Origin of the sequence: Actinoplanes sp. TFC3 (assembly GCF_001553785.1) — a bacterium.
Taxonomy (GTDB): Bacteria; Actinomycetota; Actinomycetes; order Mycobacteriales; family Micromonosporaceae; genus Actinoplanes.
On sequence record NZ_LOJP01000001.1, the window covers coordinates 2881826 to 2898433 of the forward strand.

The following is a 16608-nucleotide window of genomic DNA, read 5'->3' on the forward strand; positions in this document are numbered from 1 at the left end:
GTAGAGTCCATCTAGATTCGTCGATTCGTGGAGCGGGGTCATCATGACGGGAATCAGCAGGCGCGCCCTTCTGGCCGGCGCGGCGGGAGCCACGGTGCTGCCCGCCGCGCAACCGAACAGCGCGGCAGCAGCCCAGGTCACCAGCGCAGCAGGCCCGGACGGCAGCGTGGTGGCAGCAGCCCGGGACGACGGCCGAGCCTCGGGAGGCAGCAGCGTCCGGGCCCGGGAAGGCACCGACCTGGCCGCGCAGATCTCGCCGGACGGTAAGCGAATAGCTGTCGACCTGGCCGGGGTGCTCTGGGTGCTGCCCGCGTCCGGCGGTCCGGCTCGCCGGTTGACCAGCGACTTGGACGATATCGCCCAACCATCCTGGTCGCCGGACAGCGCCACGATTGCGTTCCAGTCCTACCGCTACGGCTCGTTCGACCTGTGGACCATTCGCGCCGATGGGTCCGGGCTGCGGCGGCTTACCGAAGGCCCGTACGACCACCGGGAACCCCAGTTCTCCCCCGACGGACGCCGGCTGGCCTTCTCGTCGGACCGGGCCGGCAGCTACGGCATCTACATGCTCGACGTGGCGTCCGGCACGATCACCACGGTCGCCGACAGCGCGGCCGAGGAATATGAGCCAGCCTGGTCGCCGGACGGCGCTCGGCTCGCTTTTGTAGTGGCGAATACGCGTATCGATATCGTCACCGTGGCCACCGGTGTTCGCGAGAGCGCTGTGGTCGTACCGGCGGGGCAGGTTTTGCATGCACCTATGTGGACGCCCGACGGCTCGGAGCTGATCTATCAGCTGGCGCACGACGGGCGCGCGGAATTGTGGCGTGGCACTGCGGCCGAGGTTACCGGCGAGGACGTCTACCCGTTCCGGGTTTCCTGGGCGCCCAACGGCGACTTCCTGTACACCGCCGATGGGCACATCCGCCGCCGCAATCGGAGCACGGGCAGGTCCGCGCGGATCGGTTTCGTCGCGCCGCTGAGTGTGCTGACGCCACGATACCGCCGTAAGCGCCGCGATTTCGACTCGACCCGACGGCGTCAGGTGCTGGGCATCGGCAGTCCGGTGCTCTCCCCCGACGGCAACCGGGTGGCGTTCCGCGCGCTCAACGACATCTGGACCATGACCATCGGGCAGGCACCGCGTCCGCTCACCCGGGACACCTGGTGGAAGAGCGATCCGGCGTGGTCACCGGACGGCTGCTATCTCTCCTACTCCACCGACCGCGGCGGCAAGCTGGACATCTGGCTGCGCGACCTGCGTACCGGCGCGGATCGGCAGCTCACCGATCTGCCCGGCGCCGCCGCAGTGAGCGCAAGCTGGTCGCCGGACAGCGCCATGCTCGCCTTCCTCGACCAGACCGGCGCGCTCCACACCGTGCAGGTCGCCACCGGAGCCGTCACCCGGGTGTATGCCGCGACGTTCGAACCCGGCCGGCCCACCTGGTCTGCCGACGGAAAGACCATAGCCCTGGCCGCGATCGTGCCGTTCTCCGCCCGCTACCGGGAGGGCCTGAGCAAGATTCTGCTGGTCGATCGCGCTACGGGTGCCGGTCGCTATGTTGACGCGCTGCCGGGCCGGTCGATTCAGACGCGCGGCGATGACGGACCGGTCTGGTCGCCCGACGGCAAGCACCTGGCGTTCGTGGTCGCCAGCGTGCTCCACCTCGCCGAGGTCACCGCGAACGGCACGATCATCGGTACGCCGCGGCAGCTGACCACCGAGGTCACCGACGCGCCGTCGTGGAGCGGAGATTCGCGCACCCTGCTCTATCTGCACAATGGCACGCTGCGCCGCATCGCCGCGGCCGGAGGACGACCGCACCCGGTACGAACACCGCTCACCTGGGCCAACACCCGTCCCCGCGGACGCACCGTCATCCAGGCCGGACGAATCTGGGACGGCACCAGCAAGCACCTGCGGGACAACGTCGACATCATTGTCGAGGGTCACCGCATCACGGCCGTCGAACCGCACCGCGCGGGACGCGACGGCACCCTGATCGACGCGCGCGACGCCGTGGTGACGCCGGGGCTCATCGACATGCACCACCACCGGGAGATGCAGGGCTACTCATACGGCGCGCGGCAGGGCCGGCTCTGGTTGTCGCTGGGCGTCACCACCACTCGCTCGCCGGGCAGCCCGGCGTACCACATGGTCGAGGAACGCGAATCCATCCAGTCCGGCGCCCGCCTCGGCCCCCGCTACTTCGCCACCGGCGAGGCCATCGACGGCTCGCGCATCTATTACAACTTCATGCGGCCAACCTTCAGCGACGCCCAACTCGCCCTGGAATTGTCGCGCGCCGAAGCCCTCGACTACGACCTCATGAAAGCCTATGTCCGGCTCAGCCCGGAACGCCAACGCAGAGTCATCGATTGGGCCCACCGCCACGGCATCCCGAGCACGTCGCACTACCACTACCCGGCTTTCGCCTTCGGCGGCGACGGCATGGAACATGTGGGTGCCACCAGCCGCTTTGGATTTTCCCGTACGGTCACAGCGCTCGGCAACGTCCGCTCCGACGTCGCCGAGGTCTTCACGACCACCCGGGCCACGCTCACGCCCACCCTGTTCAACGCCTCGGCCCTGCTGAGCGACGACGACAGCCTGGTCACCGACATCCGGACCCGGACCCTGTACCCGAGCTGGGAATACGCGAACCTACAAGGCTTCGTCCAGCAGGCCCGCACCACCGACCAGACGGCCACCCGGCAGAACCTGGCCCGCCAGGTAGCCCACGTGGCCCGGGTCCTGCGCGGCGGCGGCCGGATCATCAGCGGCACCGACGCCCCGATCGCGCCCAACGGGGTGTTCCTGCACTACAACCTGCGAGCCATGGTCGCGTACGGCCTGACCCCGTACGAGGCACTGATCACGGCAACCAGCATCCCCGGCGAGTTCCTCAACGAGCCGCTGGGCCGGCTCAAGCCCGGTTACTACGCCGACTTGGCGGTGCTCGGCGGCGACCCGCTCACCGACATCGCTCAAGCCGCGGAGGTGCGGCAGGTCATGGCCAACGGAGTGCTGCACACGATGGACGACCTGCTGGCGCCATTTGCGAACGTCCCCGCCGGAGCCGGCGCGCCGGGCGGGGCAGGCGCGCCGGCTGCGGTTGGTTCAAGGGTTTCGGCGGGCGTCGCGGTCTTGCCGGAGCATCCGGCGAACGCCGGGTTCTGGTGGCATGACCCGGCTTACCTCGAAGAGGCCAAGCACGCCTGCTGCGCCGAATAGCGGGTACTCCATGAGTCTCACCGTCCCCTCGGAGGCTGTCATGACCAACTCGCAATCCCCGCAGGGCCTGCCGGTAGCCGGCGAGCTGGCCCGCGAGACCACCGGCGAAGCTGTCCGCGACGCGGGTCCGCCGGCCAGTGGCCCCACCGTTGGCGCCTCCGACGCCGCAGCGGATGCGGTCCGCTCGGGCGCCGCCGACGACTCCGACCTGGCCGAGGCCAGCCGCGACTCCGACGGCGTCCTGGTCGGCGAGGACGATCACGAGGCCGACAAACGCAACTCCGGCGCCTGAGCGGTGCGGACGAACACACTCCGGCGCCTGAGCGAGGCCGGCAAACGCAACTCCGGCGCCTGAGCCGCGGTTCAGGGGTCCGATGCCTGAAGGCGCGGACGCAGCGGATGGCGGCCGCGGGCTCACCTGAGATCGCGGTGCTGGGCACGTAACTGCTCAACATCGCGATCTTGTGCGTACCGGGGCAACCGATCTATGACCTGCCACGCCGCGGCCAGGGCGGTTTGCAGCTCCCCGACCCGCCGCTGATGCTGTGCGCGCAGGTTGTCTCTCATGGTTTCCAGGCGCTGCTGCCATCCCCGGGCCGCCGCCTCATGCTGAGCAGCGGCAGCCCCAGCTTCCTGACGGCTGCGGGCGGCGTCAACCGCAACCAACGCGGCAACGGGTTTCCCGCCATCGGTCAGGATTGTGACACCGCCGGCCAGGTTGGTCATCCGCGCCAGAGCCGTGAGCCGCACACGAGCCTCATGCAGCGGCACCTCGACCACGCGGGCGGGCACCGAAGAAGGGATCGCGCGGGCGGGCATCGAAGAAGGCTGAGCCATGGCGTCATCATGACCCGACCCTCTGACACTTTTCCGAGCCGTGTTCACGACCGCCCCCGGCAAACGCCGTCAGAGCGACGACCCGGCCACCGGGAAATCGAAATAGCGGTCCGGGAACGGCTCGCCGGCCAGCGTGTAGTGCCACCACTCCAGTTCATAGTTGGTGAACCCGGCCGCCGTCATCGCCCGCTTGAGCAGCAGCCGGTTCGCCAGCGGTACCCCGGTGATCCGCGGGTCGAGGGTGTGCGCCAGCGGGTCGAAGCAGTCGTACCCCGTACCCATGTCGATCGTGTTGTCCGGGAAGCGCTTGCGCACCGACGCTGTGCAGGGCACGAGCGGCTGTCCCGGCCGGTACGCCGGCTGCGGTTTCGGCGGAAGCTTGACCAGCGTCAGGTCCAGGGTGCTGCCCCGGCTGTGACCGGACTTCTCCGCTATGTAGCCCTCCTCGAACAACACCTCCTTGTTGACCTTCGGGTAGAACTCGCGTTTCATCCGCTGGTCGCCCGGGTCGCCGGCCCACTTGACGAAGTCGTTGACCGCGCGTTGGGGGCGGTAGCAGTCGTACACCTTGAGGCTGTAGCCCTGTTTGCGTACCGCTCGCTGCGCTTTCCCCAAGGCTGTGGCCGCCTGTTCGGTCAGGATGCAGAGCGGTTCGCGGTAGCCGTCGATGCGCCGGCCGACGAAGTTGTGGCTGGTGGCGTACCGGATGTCAGAGATGATCGTGGGGTCGGTGCGCGAGACGGCCACGAAATCGCGGTGGGCGCTCCCGGCCGGGGCGGGTAGCACACCGGCCGGGATTGCTTGCGCGGCCAAGGACGCGGCCAGGCACACCGCGGTGACGACATTGACAGCCATGGCCTCAATCTAGGGCAATTGCTGAATCCGGACCATGTTTCCGGCCGGGTCGCGCAAAGCACAGTCACGCACGCCGTACGGCTGGTCGGCCGGCTCCTGCACGACCTCCACATCGCCGGCTTGCAGGCGTTCGAAGGTGGCGTCGAGGTTCTTGGTGGCCAGGATGATGGCGCCGTAGGTGCCCTTGGCCATCATCTCGGCGATCACCCGGCGTTCGTCCTCGGTGACGCCGGGGTCGGCGGCCGGCGGGTGCAGGACGATGGAGACGCCCGGCTTGTCCGGGGAGCCGATGGTGATCCAGCGCATCGTGCCCTGACCGACGTCGCCGCGGACCTCGAAGCCGAGGGTGTCGCGGTAGAACGCGAGGGATTCCTCCGGGTTGTCATGGGCCAGGAACGTGTTCTGAATGGTGAGCGTCATGTGGTCACGCTACGTGTGCAGCGCGGCGGGTGCTTCTCGATTCCTGACCGGTCGGCTGACCTGTTTCGACACGCACGGCGGCAACCCGGCGGTGGTGTTGGCCGCCTCGCGCCGGTAGACGCTGGGGGGCACGCCGACCAGCTCGGTGAAGCGGGTACTGAACGTGGCCAGCGAGGAACAGCCGACGGCGAAGCACACGTCGGTCACGCTCAGATCGCCGCGGCGCAGCAGGGCCATCGCCCGTTCGATGCGGCGGGTCATCAGGTACGAATACGGCGATTCCCCGTACGCCTGACGGAACTCGCGGCTCAGATGCCCGGCGGACATGTGAGCGCCGCGGGCCAGCGCTTCGACGTCGAGCGGCTGGGCGTACTCGCGGTCGATGCGGTCCTTGACCCGCCGCAGCCGGGCGAGGTCGCGCAGGCGCTGGTCACTGCTGCTCACCTGCCGCATCGTGCCACATCACGTGATGGCGTGCCCGTACTCGGCGGCCAGGTCGTGCAGGCCGGGCTCGCCGTAACGATCGACCATCGCGGTGAAGGCAGCCGCCTTGTCCTCGCCGAAACGTTTGACGCCGGCCGTGTAGGTGGCTGCCGACACGAAAATCGGGGGGCTTTTCTTGCTGTGGAACTTGTCGGCGTACATCACGATCTGCTCTTCGCTGGTGACTGCCACATAGTCGCCCGGGGGCAGCGGAAGCTCTTGGCGCTCGATGTCCTCGCGGGTGATGCCGACGCCGGTGTGGCAGGAGCAGAACCGGCACAGCGTTTCCGGCAGGCCGGCCTCGCGCAGCAGCTCGTGTCCCAGCAGGCCGTGCCGGATGTAGGAGGTGAAGTCGGGTTCGCCGGAGGGCCGGTAAAGGCGGTAGACCCCGATGTCGTGCAGCAGGGCCCCGGCCCGCACCAGCGGGTCGGGGCCGGCAAGCTGCGCGGCGATCCGGGCAACGATCTCGCAGTGGGTGTACACCAGCTCGAACGCCTCGGGGTTCGGAGCGTGCCGCCGGTGCAGGCTGCGGATCTCGTCGTCGGACGGGATGTGCACTGTCAGCGCAGGGTGTCGATGTCGATGACGAAGCGGTAGCGCACGTCGGAGTTGAGCACCCGCTCGTACGCCTCGTTCACCTGGTCGGCGGTGATGACCTCGACCTCGGGGGCGATCCCGCGCTCGGCGCAGAAGTCGAGCATCTCCTGGGTCTCGGCGATGCCGCCGATGCTCGACCCGGCGAACGAGCGCCGGTTGTTGAACAGCGAGAACACCGGCACGGGCAGCGGCTGCGGCGGCGCGCCCACGCTGACCAGCGTGCCGTCCAGGCGTAGCAGCGACAGGTACGACGACATGTCGATCGGCGCGCTGACCGTGTTGATGATCAGGTCGAAGGTGTTCTTGAGCGTCTCGAACGTCGACGCGTCCTTGGTGGCGTAGTAGTGCTCGGCACCGAAGGCGAGCCCGTCGTCCTTCTTGCCCAGCGTCTGTGACAGCACGGTGACCTCGGCGCCCATCGCCACGGCGATCTTGACGGCCATGTGGCCCAGCCCGCCCATGCCGACCACGGCGACCTTCTTGCCGGGCCCGGCGTTCCAGTGCGACAGCGGCGAGTACGTGGTGATGCCCGCGCACAGCAGCGGCGCGGCTTTCTCGTGCGGGATCGACTCGGGCACCCGCAGCACAAAGTCCTGGTCGACCACAACGTGCGTGGAGTAGCCGCCCTGGGTGATCGTGCCGTCCCGGTCGACCGCTGCGTACGTTCCGGTGTTGCCCTGCAGGCAGTACTGCTCCTGCCCGGCCTTGCAGTTGTCGCATTCCCGGCAGGAGTTGACCATGCAACCCACACCCACCCGGTCGCCCACCGCGTGCCTGGTCACCTCGGAGCCAGCCTCGGCAACCCGCCCGACGATCTCGTGACCGACGGTGAGCGGGAACGGCACGCTGCCCCACTCCTCCTTGACGGTGTGGATGTCGGAGTGGCAGATGCCGGCGTAGCTGATCTCGATGAGAACATCGCGCGGGCCCACTTCGCGCCGCTCGATCGTGGTGCGCACGAGCGGGTCGGTGGCAGAGGGCGCGGCGATGGCGTTGACAGTAGAGATGACGTCCTCCGTTGACGTACGGCTGTTGCGGCTCCCACGCTACTCGCCGGGCCGGGGGCGGGCAGCGCGTCCCGAATCAGGCATGATCGGCGCGGTCGAGGGGAACCATGGAGGCAGTTGCGTCGTTTAGTGCGTCGATAGACAGTGCATGATGCAGAGGAGGGTGCGCACCGATGACTACCGAAATGCCGGCTGTCGCAGCAGCTCGCCGCGTCCGGGAAGCGGCTCGCCACCTGCGGGAACGCGCCCTGGCCGCGCAGGCCGAAGCGGTCATCCGGTGCCTGGCCGGCAGCCGTCTCAGCACCTCCGCCATCGCTCGGCACCGACCCCCGCAGCCCGGCATCCGCGAGGTGTACACCCGGCCGTGGTGGTCGCCGATCACCGAGGAGTGAGCAGCATCGCGTCCCCGGGTCAGTGCCCGTGGGCACGGGCCTGCGCGGCCAACTCGGCCAGGTGCAGGGCCGCCCCCTGCAGGGCCTCGGGCACGAGCCGGTAGAAGGTGAACCGGCCGCGCGGCTCTGTCGTCACCACCCCGGCCTCGCGCAGCAACTTCAAGTGGCCCGAGATGTTCGGTTGCTTGGCTCCGGTGCAGGCGACCAGGTGCGAGGTGGTGGCCGGCCCGTCGGCGAGCAGGCGCACGATCTGCGCCCGCAACGGGTCGCCCAGCACCCGCACCACATCAGGATGCGCTGATACTGCGGGCGCGGCGGCCGAGCCGGTGGTGAGCAGGCCGCCGAGCACCTCCAGCGCGGGCCGCCGGACCCGGTAATAAACCGAGGTGCCGCGCTTGTCCCCGGCCACCAGCCCGGCGTCGCGCAGCACCCGCAGATGGTGCGAAATCGTGGCTCCGGTGAGCTCGAAGGCACCGGTCAGCTGGCACACGCAGATCTCGTCGGTGGCGGCGATGAGCGACAGCAGCCGCAGGCGGACCGGGTCGCCGAGCGCCTTGAACAGCGCCGCGAACTCGGCAGCGACCTGCGGCGCGAGCGCCCCCGGCGGCGCCGCCGGGCGTCCCGCCACCGGAAGAGCCGCCATGAGCACACCTTGACAGGTGTCTAGGCGAGATGCAAAGCGGCGGTCAGCGCCGCCATCGCGGTGCCCGGCGATCGCGGTGGGTGTAAACCACCGCGGCACCCGCGCCGGTCACCACGGCGCAGGTCAGCACCACCCCTGCCGCACCCCACGCGACCATCGCCACCGACAGCAAACCCCAGAGCACCCCGGCGACGATCGAAACCGTCACCAGCAGGCGGCGCGGCCAGCGCCGCCGGCCAGCGAGCGAAGGGTAATCCCGGGTCAGATGCGCGACGATCTCATCGAACTGCCGCTGCTTGTCATCGGTTCCCATCGCGGCCTCCTGGCGAGTCTCCAGCAACGCTAACGTACTCGTCATTCGTAACGCAGTTCCTCGGTGCGCATCAGCCTCCGGACGGCCGGGAGACTGACCAGCAGGCTGAGCAACGTCAGCGAGGCGCCGCCCCACCGGCAATCCGGGGTTTCGCGCATCACGATCCCCCGGCCGGCGTACGCCGCAACGCGCGAGTCGTGGGTGACCAGCACGACGGCCGTGCCCGACTTGCGCGCCGCGACGGACGGGGGTCAGCCCCGGGCGGCCCAGTCCCCCAGCGACCAGTCCCGCACCTCGGGCAGGTCCTCCAGGTGCTCGACGACGTACCGATCGTGGCGTTCGAGCTGCTGCTCGCACCAGTGCTTCAGGTCCGAGGCCCCGCGCGGCAGGCGCCGGCTGTTGTTCATCGCGTCGATGACGAGGTGGTAGCGGGAGGCCTTGTTGCGCACGGTCATGTCGAACGGGGTTGTGGTGGTGCCCTGCTCGATGAACCCGCGCACCCGGAACCGGTCGGCGTCCGGGCGCCCGTGCACGAGCTGGTGGATCGCCCCGGGGTAGCCGTGGAAGGAGAACACGACGTCGACCGAGTCGGTGAACAGCTCGGTGAACATCGTCGCGCCCATGCCGTGCGGGTGATCCTTGGGACGTACCAGGGTCATCAGGTCCACGACATTGACCACCCGCACGCGCAAGCCGGGCAGCTTCTCCTTGAGGATCTGCGCGGCCGCGACGGTTTCCATGGTGACCACGTCGCCCGCGCACGCCAGCACGATGTCGGGGTCGGCGGTGCCGTCATCCGTGCCGGCCCAGTCCCAGATGCCGGCACCCCGCGCGCAGTGCGCGATCGCTTCTTCCATGGTCAGCCACTGCAGCTGCGGCTGTTTGTCGATGACGATCAGATTGATGTACGACCGCGAGCGCAAGCAGTGGTCGGCCACCGACAGCAATGTGTTCGCGTCCGGCGGCAGATACACCCGGGCCACGTCACCGCGCTGGGTCAGCACCACCTGGATCAGGCCGGGCCCCTGGTGCGAGAAGCCGTTGTGGTCGTTGCGCCACGCCGTCGAGGTGAGCAGCACATTGAGACTCGGCACCTTCGCGCGCCACGGCAACTTGCTGGCCTCCTGCAGCCACTTGCCGTGCTGCACCGTCTGCGACGCGCTGACCATCGCGAACGCCTCGTAGGTGGCGAACATGCCGTGCCGCCCCGTCAGCGTGTACCCCTCGAGCCAGCCGTGGCAGTTGTGCTCGCTGAGCACCTCCATGACCCGTCCGCCGGGCCCGATCTGCATGTCGTCGCCGGTGACGCGCTCCATGAACGCTCGGTCGGAGGCCTCGAAAACCGCGCCGAGCCGGTTGCTGTTGGTCTCGTCGGGGCAGAACAACCGGAAATTGGAGGGGTTGCGCCGGTAGATGTCGCGCATCAGCTCCCCGAGCCGGCGGGTGGACTCCGCACGCCCGCCACCCGGCTCCTTCACCTCAACGGCATACTCGCGGAATTCCGGCAGGTCCAGCTCCGCGGTCAGCACCCCACCGTTGGCGTGCGGGGACGCGCTCATCCGCAGCTCACCCTCGGGTGCCTGGTCCCGCACCAGCGGGACGGGCGCGCCGCTGGCATCGAAAAGCTCCTCCGGACGGTACGACCGCAGCCAGCGTTCCAGCAGCTCCAGATGCTCCGGGTTGTCCTTGACCCCGGACAGCGGCACCTGATGCGACCGCCATGTCCCGGTGACCCGCACCCCGTCCACCTCGGCCGGCCCGGTCCACCCCTTGGGTGAGCGCAGCACGATCATCGGCCACACCGGACGGCCGCCGCCGGAATTGCCGGCCGAACGGGCTTCCTCCTGGATCTCGCGGATCCGGCCCCACGCCTGGGACAGCGCGGCGGCGAACCGGTGGTGCATGCCCGGCAGGTCGTCGCCTTCCACCTCGATGACGTCGTAGCCATGCCCGCGCAGCAACTGTCGTACCTCGGCGGGATCCTTGCGGCCCAGCACCGTCGGCCCGGAGATCTTCGCGTCGTTGAGGTGCAGGACCGGCAGCACCGCGCCGTCGCGGGCCGGGTTGAGGAACGACACGCCCTTCCACGAGCCTTCCAGCGGCCCGGTTTCTGCCTCACCGTCACCCACGACCGCCAGCACCAGCAGATCCGGGTTGTCCATCACCGCCCCGAACGCGTGCACCAGCACGTAGCCCAGCTCGCCGCCCTCGTGGATCGAACCCGGCGTGGTCACCGACACGTGGCTCGGGATGCCGCCCGGCGCGGAGAACTGCCGGAACAGCCGCCGCAGGCCTTCCTCGTCCTGGGTCACGTCCGGGTAGATGCCGGTGTAGGTGCCCTCGAGGTAACCGGCCGCAACCAGCGCGGGCCCGCCATGCCCGGGACCGGCGAGGTAGATGGCTTCCTGGCCGGTGTGCCGGATGAGCCGGGACAGGTGGGCGTAAACGAAGGACAGCCCCGGGCTGGTGCCCCAGTGCCCGAGCAGCCGCGGCTTGATGTCCTCGGGCGTCAGCTTCTCGCGCAGCAGCGGGTTCGACTGCAGATAGATCTGGCCGATCGTGAGGTAGTTCGCGGCGCGCCACCACGCGTCCAGCCGGGCCAGATCGGTGTCGTCGGGCTCGGCGAGCGTACGCAGCAGGCCGGGGGCAACCGTGGTCACGGGTGATCCTTCCGCAGGTCTCAGTGTCGCCCCCGACGCTAAACCCCGATTGGCGCTCGCCCCAGGGTCAAGAAGGCCCCGGGGGGACAGGACTTAGGTCCCGACCGGTACGGGACCTTGCACCCGGGCACCGGGACACGTCCCGGAGCAGAGTCGGAGCCGGAACCACCGCGAACGAGGAGGAACGATGACCACCATCGGCCGCAGCCCTGCGAGCCACCTCGAACACGTCGAGGCCCCCGGCTCCCCGCTTCCCAGCACCGCCGCCCGGATGCTCGCTGTCCTGCGCATCGCCACCGGGTTCGTCTTCCTGTGGGCGTTTGTGGACAAGGCGTTCGGCCTCGGCTACGCCACCCCGGGCGCCCGGGCCTGGATCAACGGTGGCTCGCCCACCAAGGGCTTCCTGTCCTCGGTGGACGTGGGCCCGCTGCAGGGCTTCTTCCACAGCATCGCCGGTGCCGCCTGGGCCGACTGGGCGTTCATGCTCGGCCTGCTCGGCATCGGCGTGGCCCTGATCCTGGGCATCGGCCTGCGCATCACTGCCGCAGCCGCCACCGCCATGATGGCCTTCATGTGGGCCGCCGAATGGCCGCTCGCCCAGCACACCAGCACCGCGGACCCCAGCGGATCGAGCAATCCGGTGATCGACTATCACGTCGTGTACGCGGTCGCCGTCATTGCGCTGGCACTGGTCAACGCCGGGCACACGTGGGGGCTGGGCCGATGGTGGGCGGGCCTGCCGTTCGTGCGCGAGCACCGCTGGCTGTTCTAGTTCCGCACAGCGTCAGTCCCAGACCACGATGTTGCGGCGGACCGGGGTGGTGGCGCCGTTGGAGGCGAACAGCTCCGGGGAGCGCTCGCGGATGCGTTCGACGTCGGCGAAGACAGCGCGCAGGTGCAGGCGCATAGCGGATCGGGCGGCGGGCAGGTCGCCGGAGCGGACCGCTGTCAGGATGGCTCGGTGCTGGGTGGCGTTGATGGCCGGCGGGGTGGCGTCGTGCAGGCCGAGGCGGCGGGCGCGGTCGAGGTGGCCCTTGGCGGCGCTGACCGTGGCCCAGGCTGCGGCGTGACCACTCAGGCGCAGCAGGCCGAGGTGGAACTCCTCGTCGAGGGTGAAGAAGTCCTCAACCTCGATGCCGGGGACGTCCTGACGGCGCAGGTTCTCGTCGAGGTCGGCCAGCAGCGTTTCGTCCAGCTCGGCGGGTAGCTCGTCCAGGGCGGTCAGCTCGACCGCCTCGCGCAGGAACTGGGCGTCGGCCACGCGCACCGGGTCCACGCGGGAGACGAACGAGCCGACCTGGGGGAAGACCTGGACCAGGCCCTCCTCGGCCAGCAGGATCAGGCTTTCGCGGACCGGGGTGCGGCTCACTCCCAGCGTTGCGGCCAGCTCGTTCTCGCTCAGGGCAGCGCCGGGCTGGAGCTGCATGGTGAGGACCTGGCGGCGCAGGGTCTCGTACACCGTCTGGCGGTTTGTCCTTTTACGCCGTTCCTCAGCCACTGTTCCAGCATAAGCGAATCGCCCTCTTGACTTTCCCCGCGACCGCAACTTGTATACAAGCAAATGCTTACAAGTTGTCGAGGCGAAACGAGGAGTGATCCGGTGGCGACGATCGAACGCGCCGAGGTGCTGGTCTCATCGCCGGGCCGCAACTTCGTGACCCTGCGGATCACCACGTCGGACGGGGTGAGCGGGCTCGGCGATGCCACGCTCAACGGCCGCGAGCTGGCCGTTGCCTCCTACCTTCAGGACCACCTCGCGCCGCTGCTGATCGGGCGCGACCCGGCCCGCATCGAGGACACCTGGCAGTACCTGTACCGCGGGGCGTACTGGCGGCGCGGGCCGGTGACGATGACCGCGATCGCCGCGGTGGACGTGGCGCTGTGGGACATCAAGGGCAAGGTGGCGGGGCTGCCGGTGTACCAGTTGCTCGGCGGGCGCTCACGTGACGGTGTCATGGTCTACTGCCACGCCAGCGGCACTGATGTACCCTCGCTGCTCGCCGACGTGGATGCGTACCGGGAAAAGGGTTTCCTGGCGATCCGCGCGCAAGCCGCAGTGCCGGGGCTGAGTGGCAGTTACGGCGTGCGCAAGGGAAAGCTGTACGAACCCGCGGCCACCGCGCTGCCCGATGAACAAGCATGGAACACCGAGGCCTACCTCGACTTCGCGCCCACCTACCTGGCCAAGGTCCGCGAGCACCTCGGGTTTGGTGTGCACCTGCTGCACGACGTGCACCACCGCCTCACCCCCATCGAGGCCGCCCGTTTCGGCAAGAGCGTCGAGGACCTCCGGCTGTTCTGGATGGAGGATCCGACCCCGGCGGAGAATCAGGACGCGTTCCGGCTGATCCGCCAGCACACCACCACCCCGATCGCGACCGGTGAGGTGCTCTCCTCGATCTGGGACGTCCAGCAACTGATCACCGAGCAGCTCATCGACTACGTGCGCACCACCGTTGTGCACGCCGGCGGCATCACCCACCTGCGGCGCATCTTCGACCTGGCAGCGCTTTACCAGGTACGGACCGGCTCGCACGGCGCCACCGACCTGTCCCCCGTGTCCACGGCCGCAGCCGTGAGCCTGGACCTCACGGTGCCCAACTTCGGCATCCAGGAGCACATGGGTCACACCCCGGAAACGCTCGAGGTCTTCCGTGGCAGCCCGGTGCTCAAGGACGGCATGCTCTACCCGAGCGAGGAGCCGGGTCTCGGGGTCACCTACGACGACGAGGTGGCCGCGCGCTACCCGTACGACCCGAAGTACCTGCCGGTCGCGCGCCGGCTCGACGGCTCCGTGCACGACTGGTGACCGGGATGCAGCGTCTGAACCGGACAACCGCTGCCGCACCGGCGCGCAGCCTGCACTTCGGGTTGGGCAACTTCCACCGGGCCCATCAGGCCGTCTGGACCGAGGAAGTGGACCCGTCCTGGGGCATTGCCGCGGTGGCGCCCCGATCGCGGGACACGGTGAGCAAGCTGCGCGAGCAGGAGGGCCTCTACTCGGTGACCGTGCGCGGGTCGGGCGAGCCGGTGACCACGGTGTGCGGCGCACTGTCCAAAATCCTGCACCTGACTGACGATTCAGCCACGGTGGAGAAGCTGTTGAGCGCGCCGGAGATCACGGTGGTCACGCTCACGATCACCGAAAAAGGCTATTACCGTACGCCCGCAGGCCGCCTCGACCTCGCCGCGCCGGACCTTGCCGGGGACCTGAACGGGGGCTCTGATCGTACCGTCATCGGCGCTGTGACCCGGGGTTTGGCGGCCCGGCACCGAGCCAGCGGCGCGCCGCTGAGCGTGATCTCGTGCGACAACATGGCCGCCAACGGCGCTGCCCTGCACGGGGTGGTCCGCGACTTCGCCATCGCGTTGCGCGCCCCGGACGCCATGCTGCAGTGGCTGGACCACGGCGTCGCGTGGCCCGACACCGTGGTCGACCGGATCGTGCCTGCCACCGCAGCGGGTGACGCCGATGCCGCCTCGGCCGTGCTGGGCCGGCGCGACGAGATGCCGGTGGCCGCCGAGCCGTACCGGCAGTGGGTTCTGCAGGACACGTTTGCCGCGGATCGCCCGCAGTGGGAGCAGACCGGCGCCCTGATAGTGCCTGACGTGACGCCGTACCAGCTGACGAAGTTGCGGCTGCTCAACGGCTCGCACTCGGCGCTGGCCTACCTCGGGCTCGCCCTGGGCCTGGACACCGTGGCCGCGACGATGGACACCGACTGGGGTCCGGCCCTGGTTCGCCACCTGGCTGCCGAGGTCGCCCCCACGCTTCCGCCCGGTGGCCCCGACCCGGCCCGGTACGCCGAGCAGCTCATCGAGCGCTACCGCAACCCCTCGATCCGGCACTCACTACGTCAGATCGCCACGGACGGCTCGCGCAAACTGCCCGAACGCTGGTTCTCCGTGCTGCGCGAGGCCAGCTCCCCGATCATTGAACTGGGCCTGGCCGGCTGGATCCTGGCCGCCGCGCAGGCCGACGACCCGTTGCGCGACGAGTTCGCCCGCAATCAGCACGAGCACCGCAACCCCACCGACCTGGTCGCCGCCCAGCTGCGGCTGGCCGGGGCCCCCGATCTCGCCGACCACGCCGCGAGCGTGGCCGCGCATCTGCCTGCCCTGCGCTCGCAACGCGTTGACCTCCCCCGCTAGCGAGGCTGCCCCGGGGCGAAGCTGCCGGGATGATGCTCACGCCGCCACGGTGAGCATCATCCCGGCACGTCAGGCGGTCACCGGTCGGCGCGAGGTGACCAGGCCGAGGCCGATCATGCCGATCCCCAGCGCGAAGTGCAGCCAGTTGTCGGCGCCGTTGACCGGCACGAAGTTGGCCGCGCTGTCGTGGTCGATGACCAAGCCGTACAGCCAGAGGACGAGGTAGATCGCGCCGCCGCCGATGAGGTACAGCCGGGCGTTGGCGGCGGTGCGGGCCAGTGCGAGCCCCGCAACACCGAACAACAGGTGCACGATGTTGTGCAGCACCGACACCTCAAAGATGCCGAGCAGCTTGGCGCCGGAGTGATGCCCGGCGAAGCTCAGCGCGCTGTAGTCGCTGGTGACGCCGGGAACGAAGCCGAGCAGGCCAACAAGCAGGAAAACGATGCCGACGGCAAGAGCCGCGGTTTGCACGAGCGAGCGGCCGGTGGCGGCCTGAGCCCGGGAGCTGACCATGGGAACCTCCTTGAAGGGCGCTTACCCCCAAGATTCGGCGCGGCCGGTACGCCGGATGGGTCCCCCGATGGCATGAACCGCCTATTCTCGGGTCGTGAGCGACGATTCCCTGGTCAAGCTGGCGGCGCAGCTACGTGAGACGGCGGTGCAGGCCGACCGCCCGGACGTGGCCGCGAAGGCCGAGGACATCATTCTGCTGCTGGGCGCCGACCGGATACCCGCCGCCGAGCGCCGCACCGACAAGGCCGACATGGTCCAGCGCATCCTCAACGGGCTCGGCTTCTGAGCGCCTGCAGCACGATTTGCAGCCGCTGCGCAGACGGCGGGGCACCCTGGCCCACTGAGCCCGATCGGCGGAGTCGCTGACGTGCCGCGGCGACGGATGCAGCCGCACCTGCCACGCGCCGTCGGGCACTTGCCGGGGAGCGTCAGTGCGCAGGTGGGCGCGGGGCTTGAGGGCCCCGCGCCCGGACTGCGGTGAGGTGAGACCGGCGAGCA

Annotated in this window: 19 protein-coding genes; 7 read left to right on the forward strand and 12 right to left on the reverse strand. The window is 69.4% G+C overall.

The window, feature by feature from the left end; genetic code table 11:
• Positions 1-43: 43 nt before the first annotated feature.
• Positions 44-3235 (forward strand): amidohydrolase family protein, encoded by a 3192-nt coding sequence (locus tag TFC3_RS12760; protein WP_067499439.1) that lies wholly within the window; start codon positions 44-46, stop codon positions 3233-3235.
• 10 nt (positions 3236-3245) lie between these two features.
• A complete protein-coding gene (locus TFC3_RS12765; protein WP_236718102.1) occupies positions 3246-3527 on the forward strand; it encodes a hypothetical protein in 282 nt (93 codons plus the stop codon).
• Between the two features lie 122 nt (positions 3528-3649).
• Here TFC3_RS12765 and TFC3_RS12770 read toward each other — a convergent pair whose 3' ends face one another.
• From TFC3_RS12770 to TFC3_RS12795, 6 genes are all read right to left on the reverse strand, one after another.
• On the reverse strand, positions 3650-4072 hold the full coding sequence (locus TFC3_RS12770; RefSeq protein WP_153040211.1) for a hypothetical protein: 423 nt from the start codon (positions 4070-4072) through the stop codon (positions 3650-3652).
• A 69-nt stretch (positions 4073-4141) separates the two neighbouring features.
• A complete protein-coding gene (locus TFC3_RS12775; RefSeq protein WP_067499445.1) occupies positions 4142-4927 on the reverse strand; it encodes a M15 family metallopeptidase in 786 nt (261 codons plus the stop codon).
• A 9-nt stretch (positions 4928-4936) separates the two neighbouring features.
• Positions 4937-5347 (reverse strand): VOC family protein, encoded by a 411-nt coding sequence (locus TFC3_RS12780; RefSeq protein ID WP_067499446.1) that lies wholly within the window; start codon positions 5345-5347, stop codon positions 4937-4939.
• 9 nt (positions 5348-5356) lie between these two features.
• Entirely contained in the window at positions 5357-5791 is a 435-nt protein-coding gene (locus TFC3_RS12785; RefSeq protein ID WP_369819617.1) for a helix-turn-helix transcriptional regulator, read from the reverse strand.
• 18 nt (positions 5792-5809) lie between these two features.
• The gene (locus TFC3_RS36995) at positions 5810-6388 is read right to left on the reverse strand and encodes an HD domain-containing protein (RefSeq protein ID WP_067499451.1); all 579 of its coding nucleotides are present in this window, start codon (positions 6386-6388) and stop codon (positions 5810-5812) included.
• 2 nt (positions 6389-6390) lie between these two features.
• Positions 6391-7434, reverse strand: coding sequence for an NAD(P)-dependent alcohol dehydrogenase (locus TFC3_RS12795; RefSeq protein WP_067499452.1), 1044 nt, complete (start codon positions 7432-7434; stop codon positions 6391-6393).
• Positions 7435-7607: 173 nt separating this feature from the next.
• Here TFC3_RS12795 and TFC3_RS12800 point away from each other — a divergent pair, with 173 nt between their 5' ends.
• Entirely contained in the window at positions 7608-7826 is a 219-nt protein-coding gene (locus TFC3_RS12800) for a hypothetical protein (RefSeq protein ID WP_153040212.1), read from the forward strand.
• 19 nt (positions 7827-7845) lie between these two features.
• Here the strand turns inward: TFC3_RS12800 and TFC3_RS40445 are convergent, their stop codons facing one another.
• From TFC3_RS40445 to TFC3_RS12815, 4 genes are read right to left on the reverse strand one after another with little or no spacing between them, the layout of a single operon-like run.
• On the reverse strand, positions 7846-8469 hold the full coding sequence (locus TFC3_RS40445; RefSeq protein WP_067499456.1) for a metalloregulator ArsR/SmtB family transcription factor: 624 nt from the start codon (positions 8467-8469) through the stop codon (positions 7846-7848).
• Positions 8470-8512: 43 nt separating this feature from the next.
• The gene (locus TFC3_RS12810; RefSeq protein ID WP_067499458.1) at positions 8513-8782 is read right to left on the reverse strand and encodes a hypothetical protein; all 270 of its coding nucleotides are present in this window, start codon (positions 8780-8782) and stop codon (positions 8513-8515) included.
• Positions 8783-8823: 41 nt separating this feature from the next.
• Positions 8824-8994 carry a hypothetical protein gene (locus TFC3_RS38705; protein WP_201787152.1) on the reverse strand — a complete coding sequence of 57 codons (171 nt, stop codon included), beginning with the start codon at positions 8992-8994 and terminating at the stop codon, positions 8824-8826.
• A gap of 39 nt (positions 8995-9033) precedes the next feature.
• On the reverse strand, positions 9034-11442 hold the full coding sequence (locus TFC3_RS12815; RefSeq protein WP_067499459.1) for a phosphoketolase: 2409 nt from the start codon (positions 11440-11442) through the stop codon (positions 9034-9036).
• A 187-nt stretch (positions 11443-11629) separates the two neighbouring features.
• Here TFC3_RS12815 and TFC3_RS12820 point away from each other — a divergent pair, with 187 nt between their 5' ends.
• Positions 11630-12214 carry a DoxX family membrane protein gene (locus TFC3_RS12820; RefSeq protein ID WP_067499462.1) on the forward strand — a complete coding sequence of 195 codons (585 nt, stop codon included), beginning with the start codon at positions 11630-11632 and terminating at the stop codon, positions 12212-12214.
• A gap of 12 nt (positions 12215-12226) precedes the next feature.
• On the opposite strand, the gene TFC3_RS12825 is transcribed toward TFC3_RS12820, so the two are convergent.
• Positions 12227-12940 carry a GntR family transcriptional regulator gene (locus tag TFC3_RS12825; RefSeq protein WP_067499464.1) on the reverse strand — a complete coding sequence of 238 codons (714 nt, stop codon included), beginning with the start codon at positions 12938-12940 and terminating at the stop codon, positions 12227-12229.
• Positions 12941-13003: 63 nt separating this feature from the next.
• Here TFC3_RS12825 and manD point away from each other — a divergent pair, with 63 nt between their 5' ends.
• Both manD and TFC3_RS12835 read left to right on the forward strand, forming a co-directional pair.
• Positions 13004-14251 (forward strand): D-mannonate dehydratase ManD, encoded by a 1248-nt coding sequence (gene manD, locus TFC3_RS12830; RefSeq protein ID WP_067499466.1) that lies wholly within the window; start codon positions 13004-13006, stop codon positions 14249-14251.
• Positions 14252-14256: 5 nt separating this feature from the next.
• Positions 14257-15594, forward strand: a complete 1338-nt coding sequence (locus TFC3_RS12835; protein WP_082772018.1) for a mannitol dehydrogenase family protein — start codon at positions 14257-14259, stop codon at positions 15592-15594.
• A 69-nt stretch (positions 15595-15663) separates the two neighbouring features.
• Here the strand turns inward: TFC3_RS12835 and TFC3_RS12840 are convergent, their stop codons facing one another.
• Positions 15664-16110 (reverse strand): DUF4383 domain-containing protein, encoded by a 447-nt coding sequence (locus TFC3_RS12840; protein WP_067499468.1) that lies wholly within the window; start codon positions 16108-16110, stop codon positions 15664-15666.
• 94 nt (positions 16111-16204) lie between these two features.
• Between TFC3_RS12840 and TFC3_RS12845 the strand changes: the two genes are divergently transcribed.
• Positions 16205-16396 (forward strand): hypothetical protein, encoded by a 192-nt coding sequence (locus TFC3_RS12845; protein WP_067499469.1) that lies wholly within the window; start codon positions 16205-16207, stop codon positions 16394-16396.
• The last annotated feature ends 212 nt before the right edge of the window (positions 16397-16608 follow it).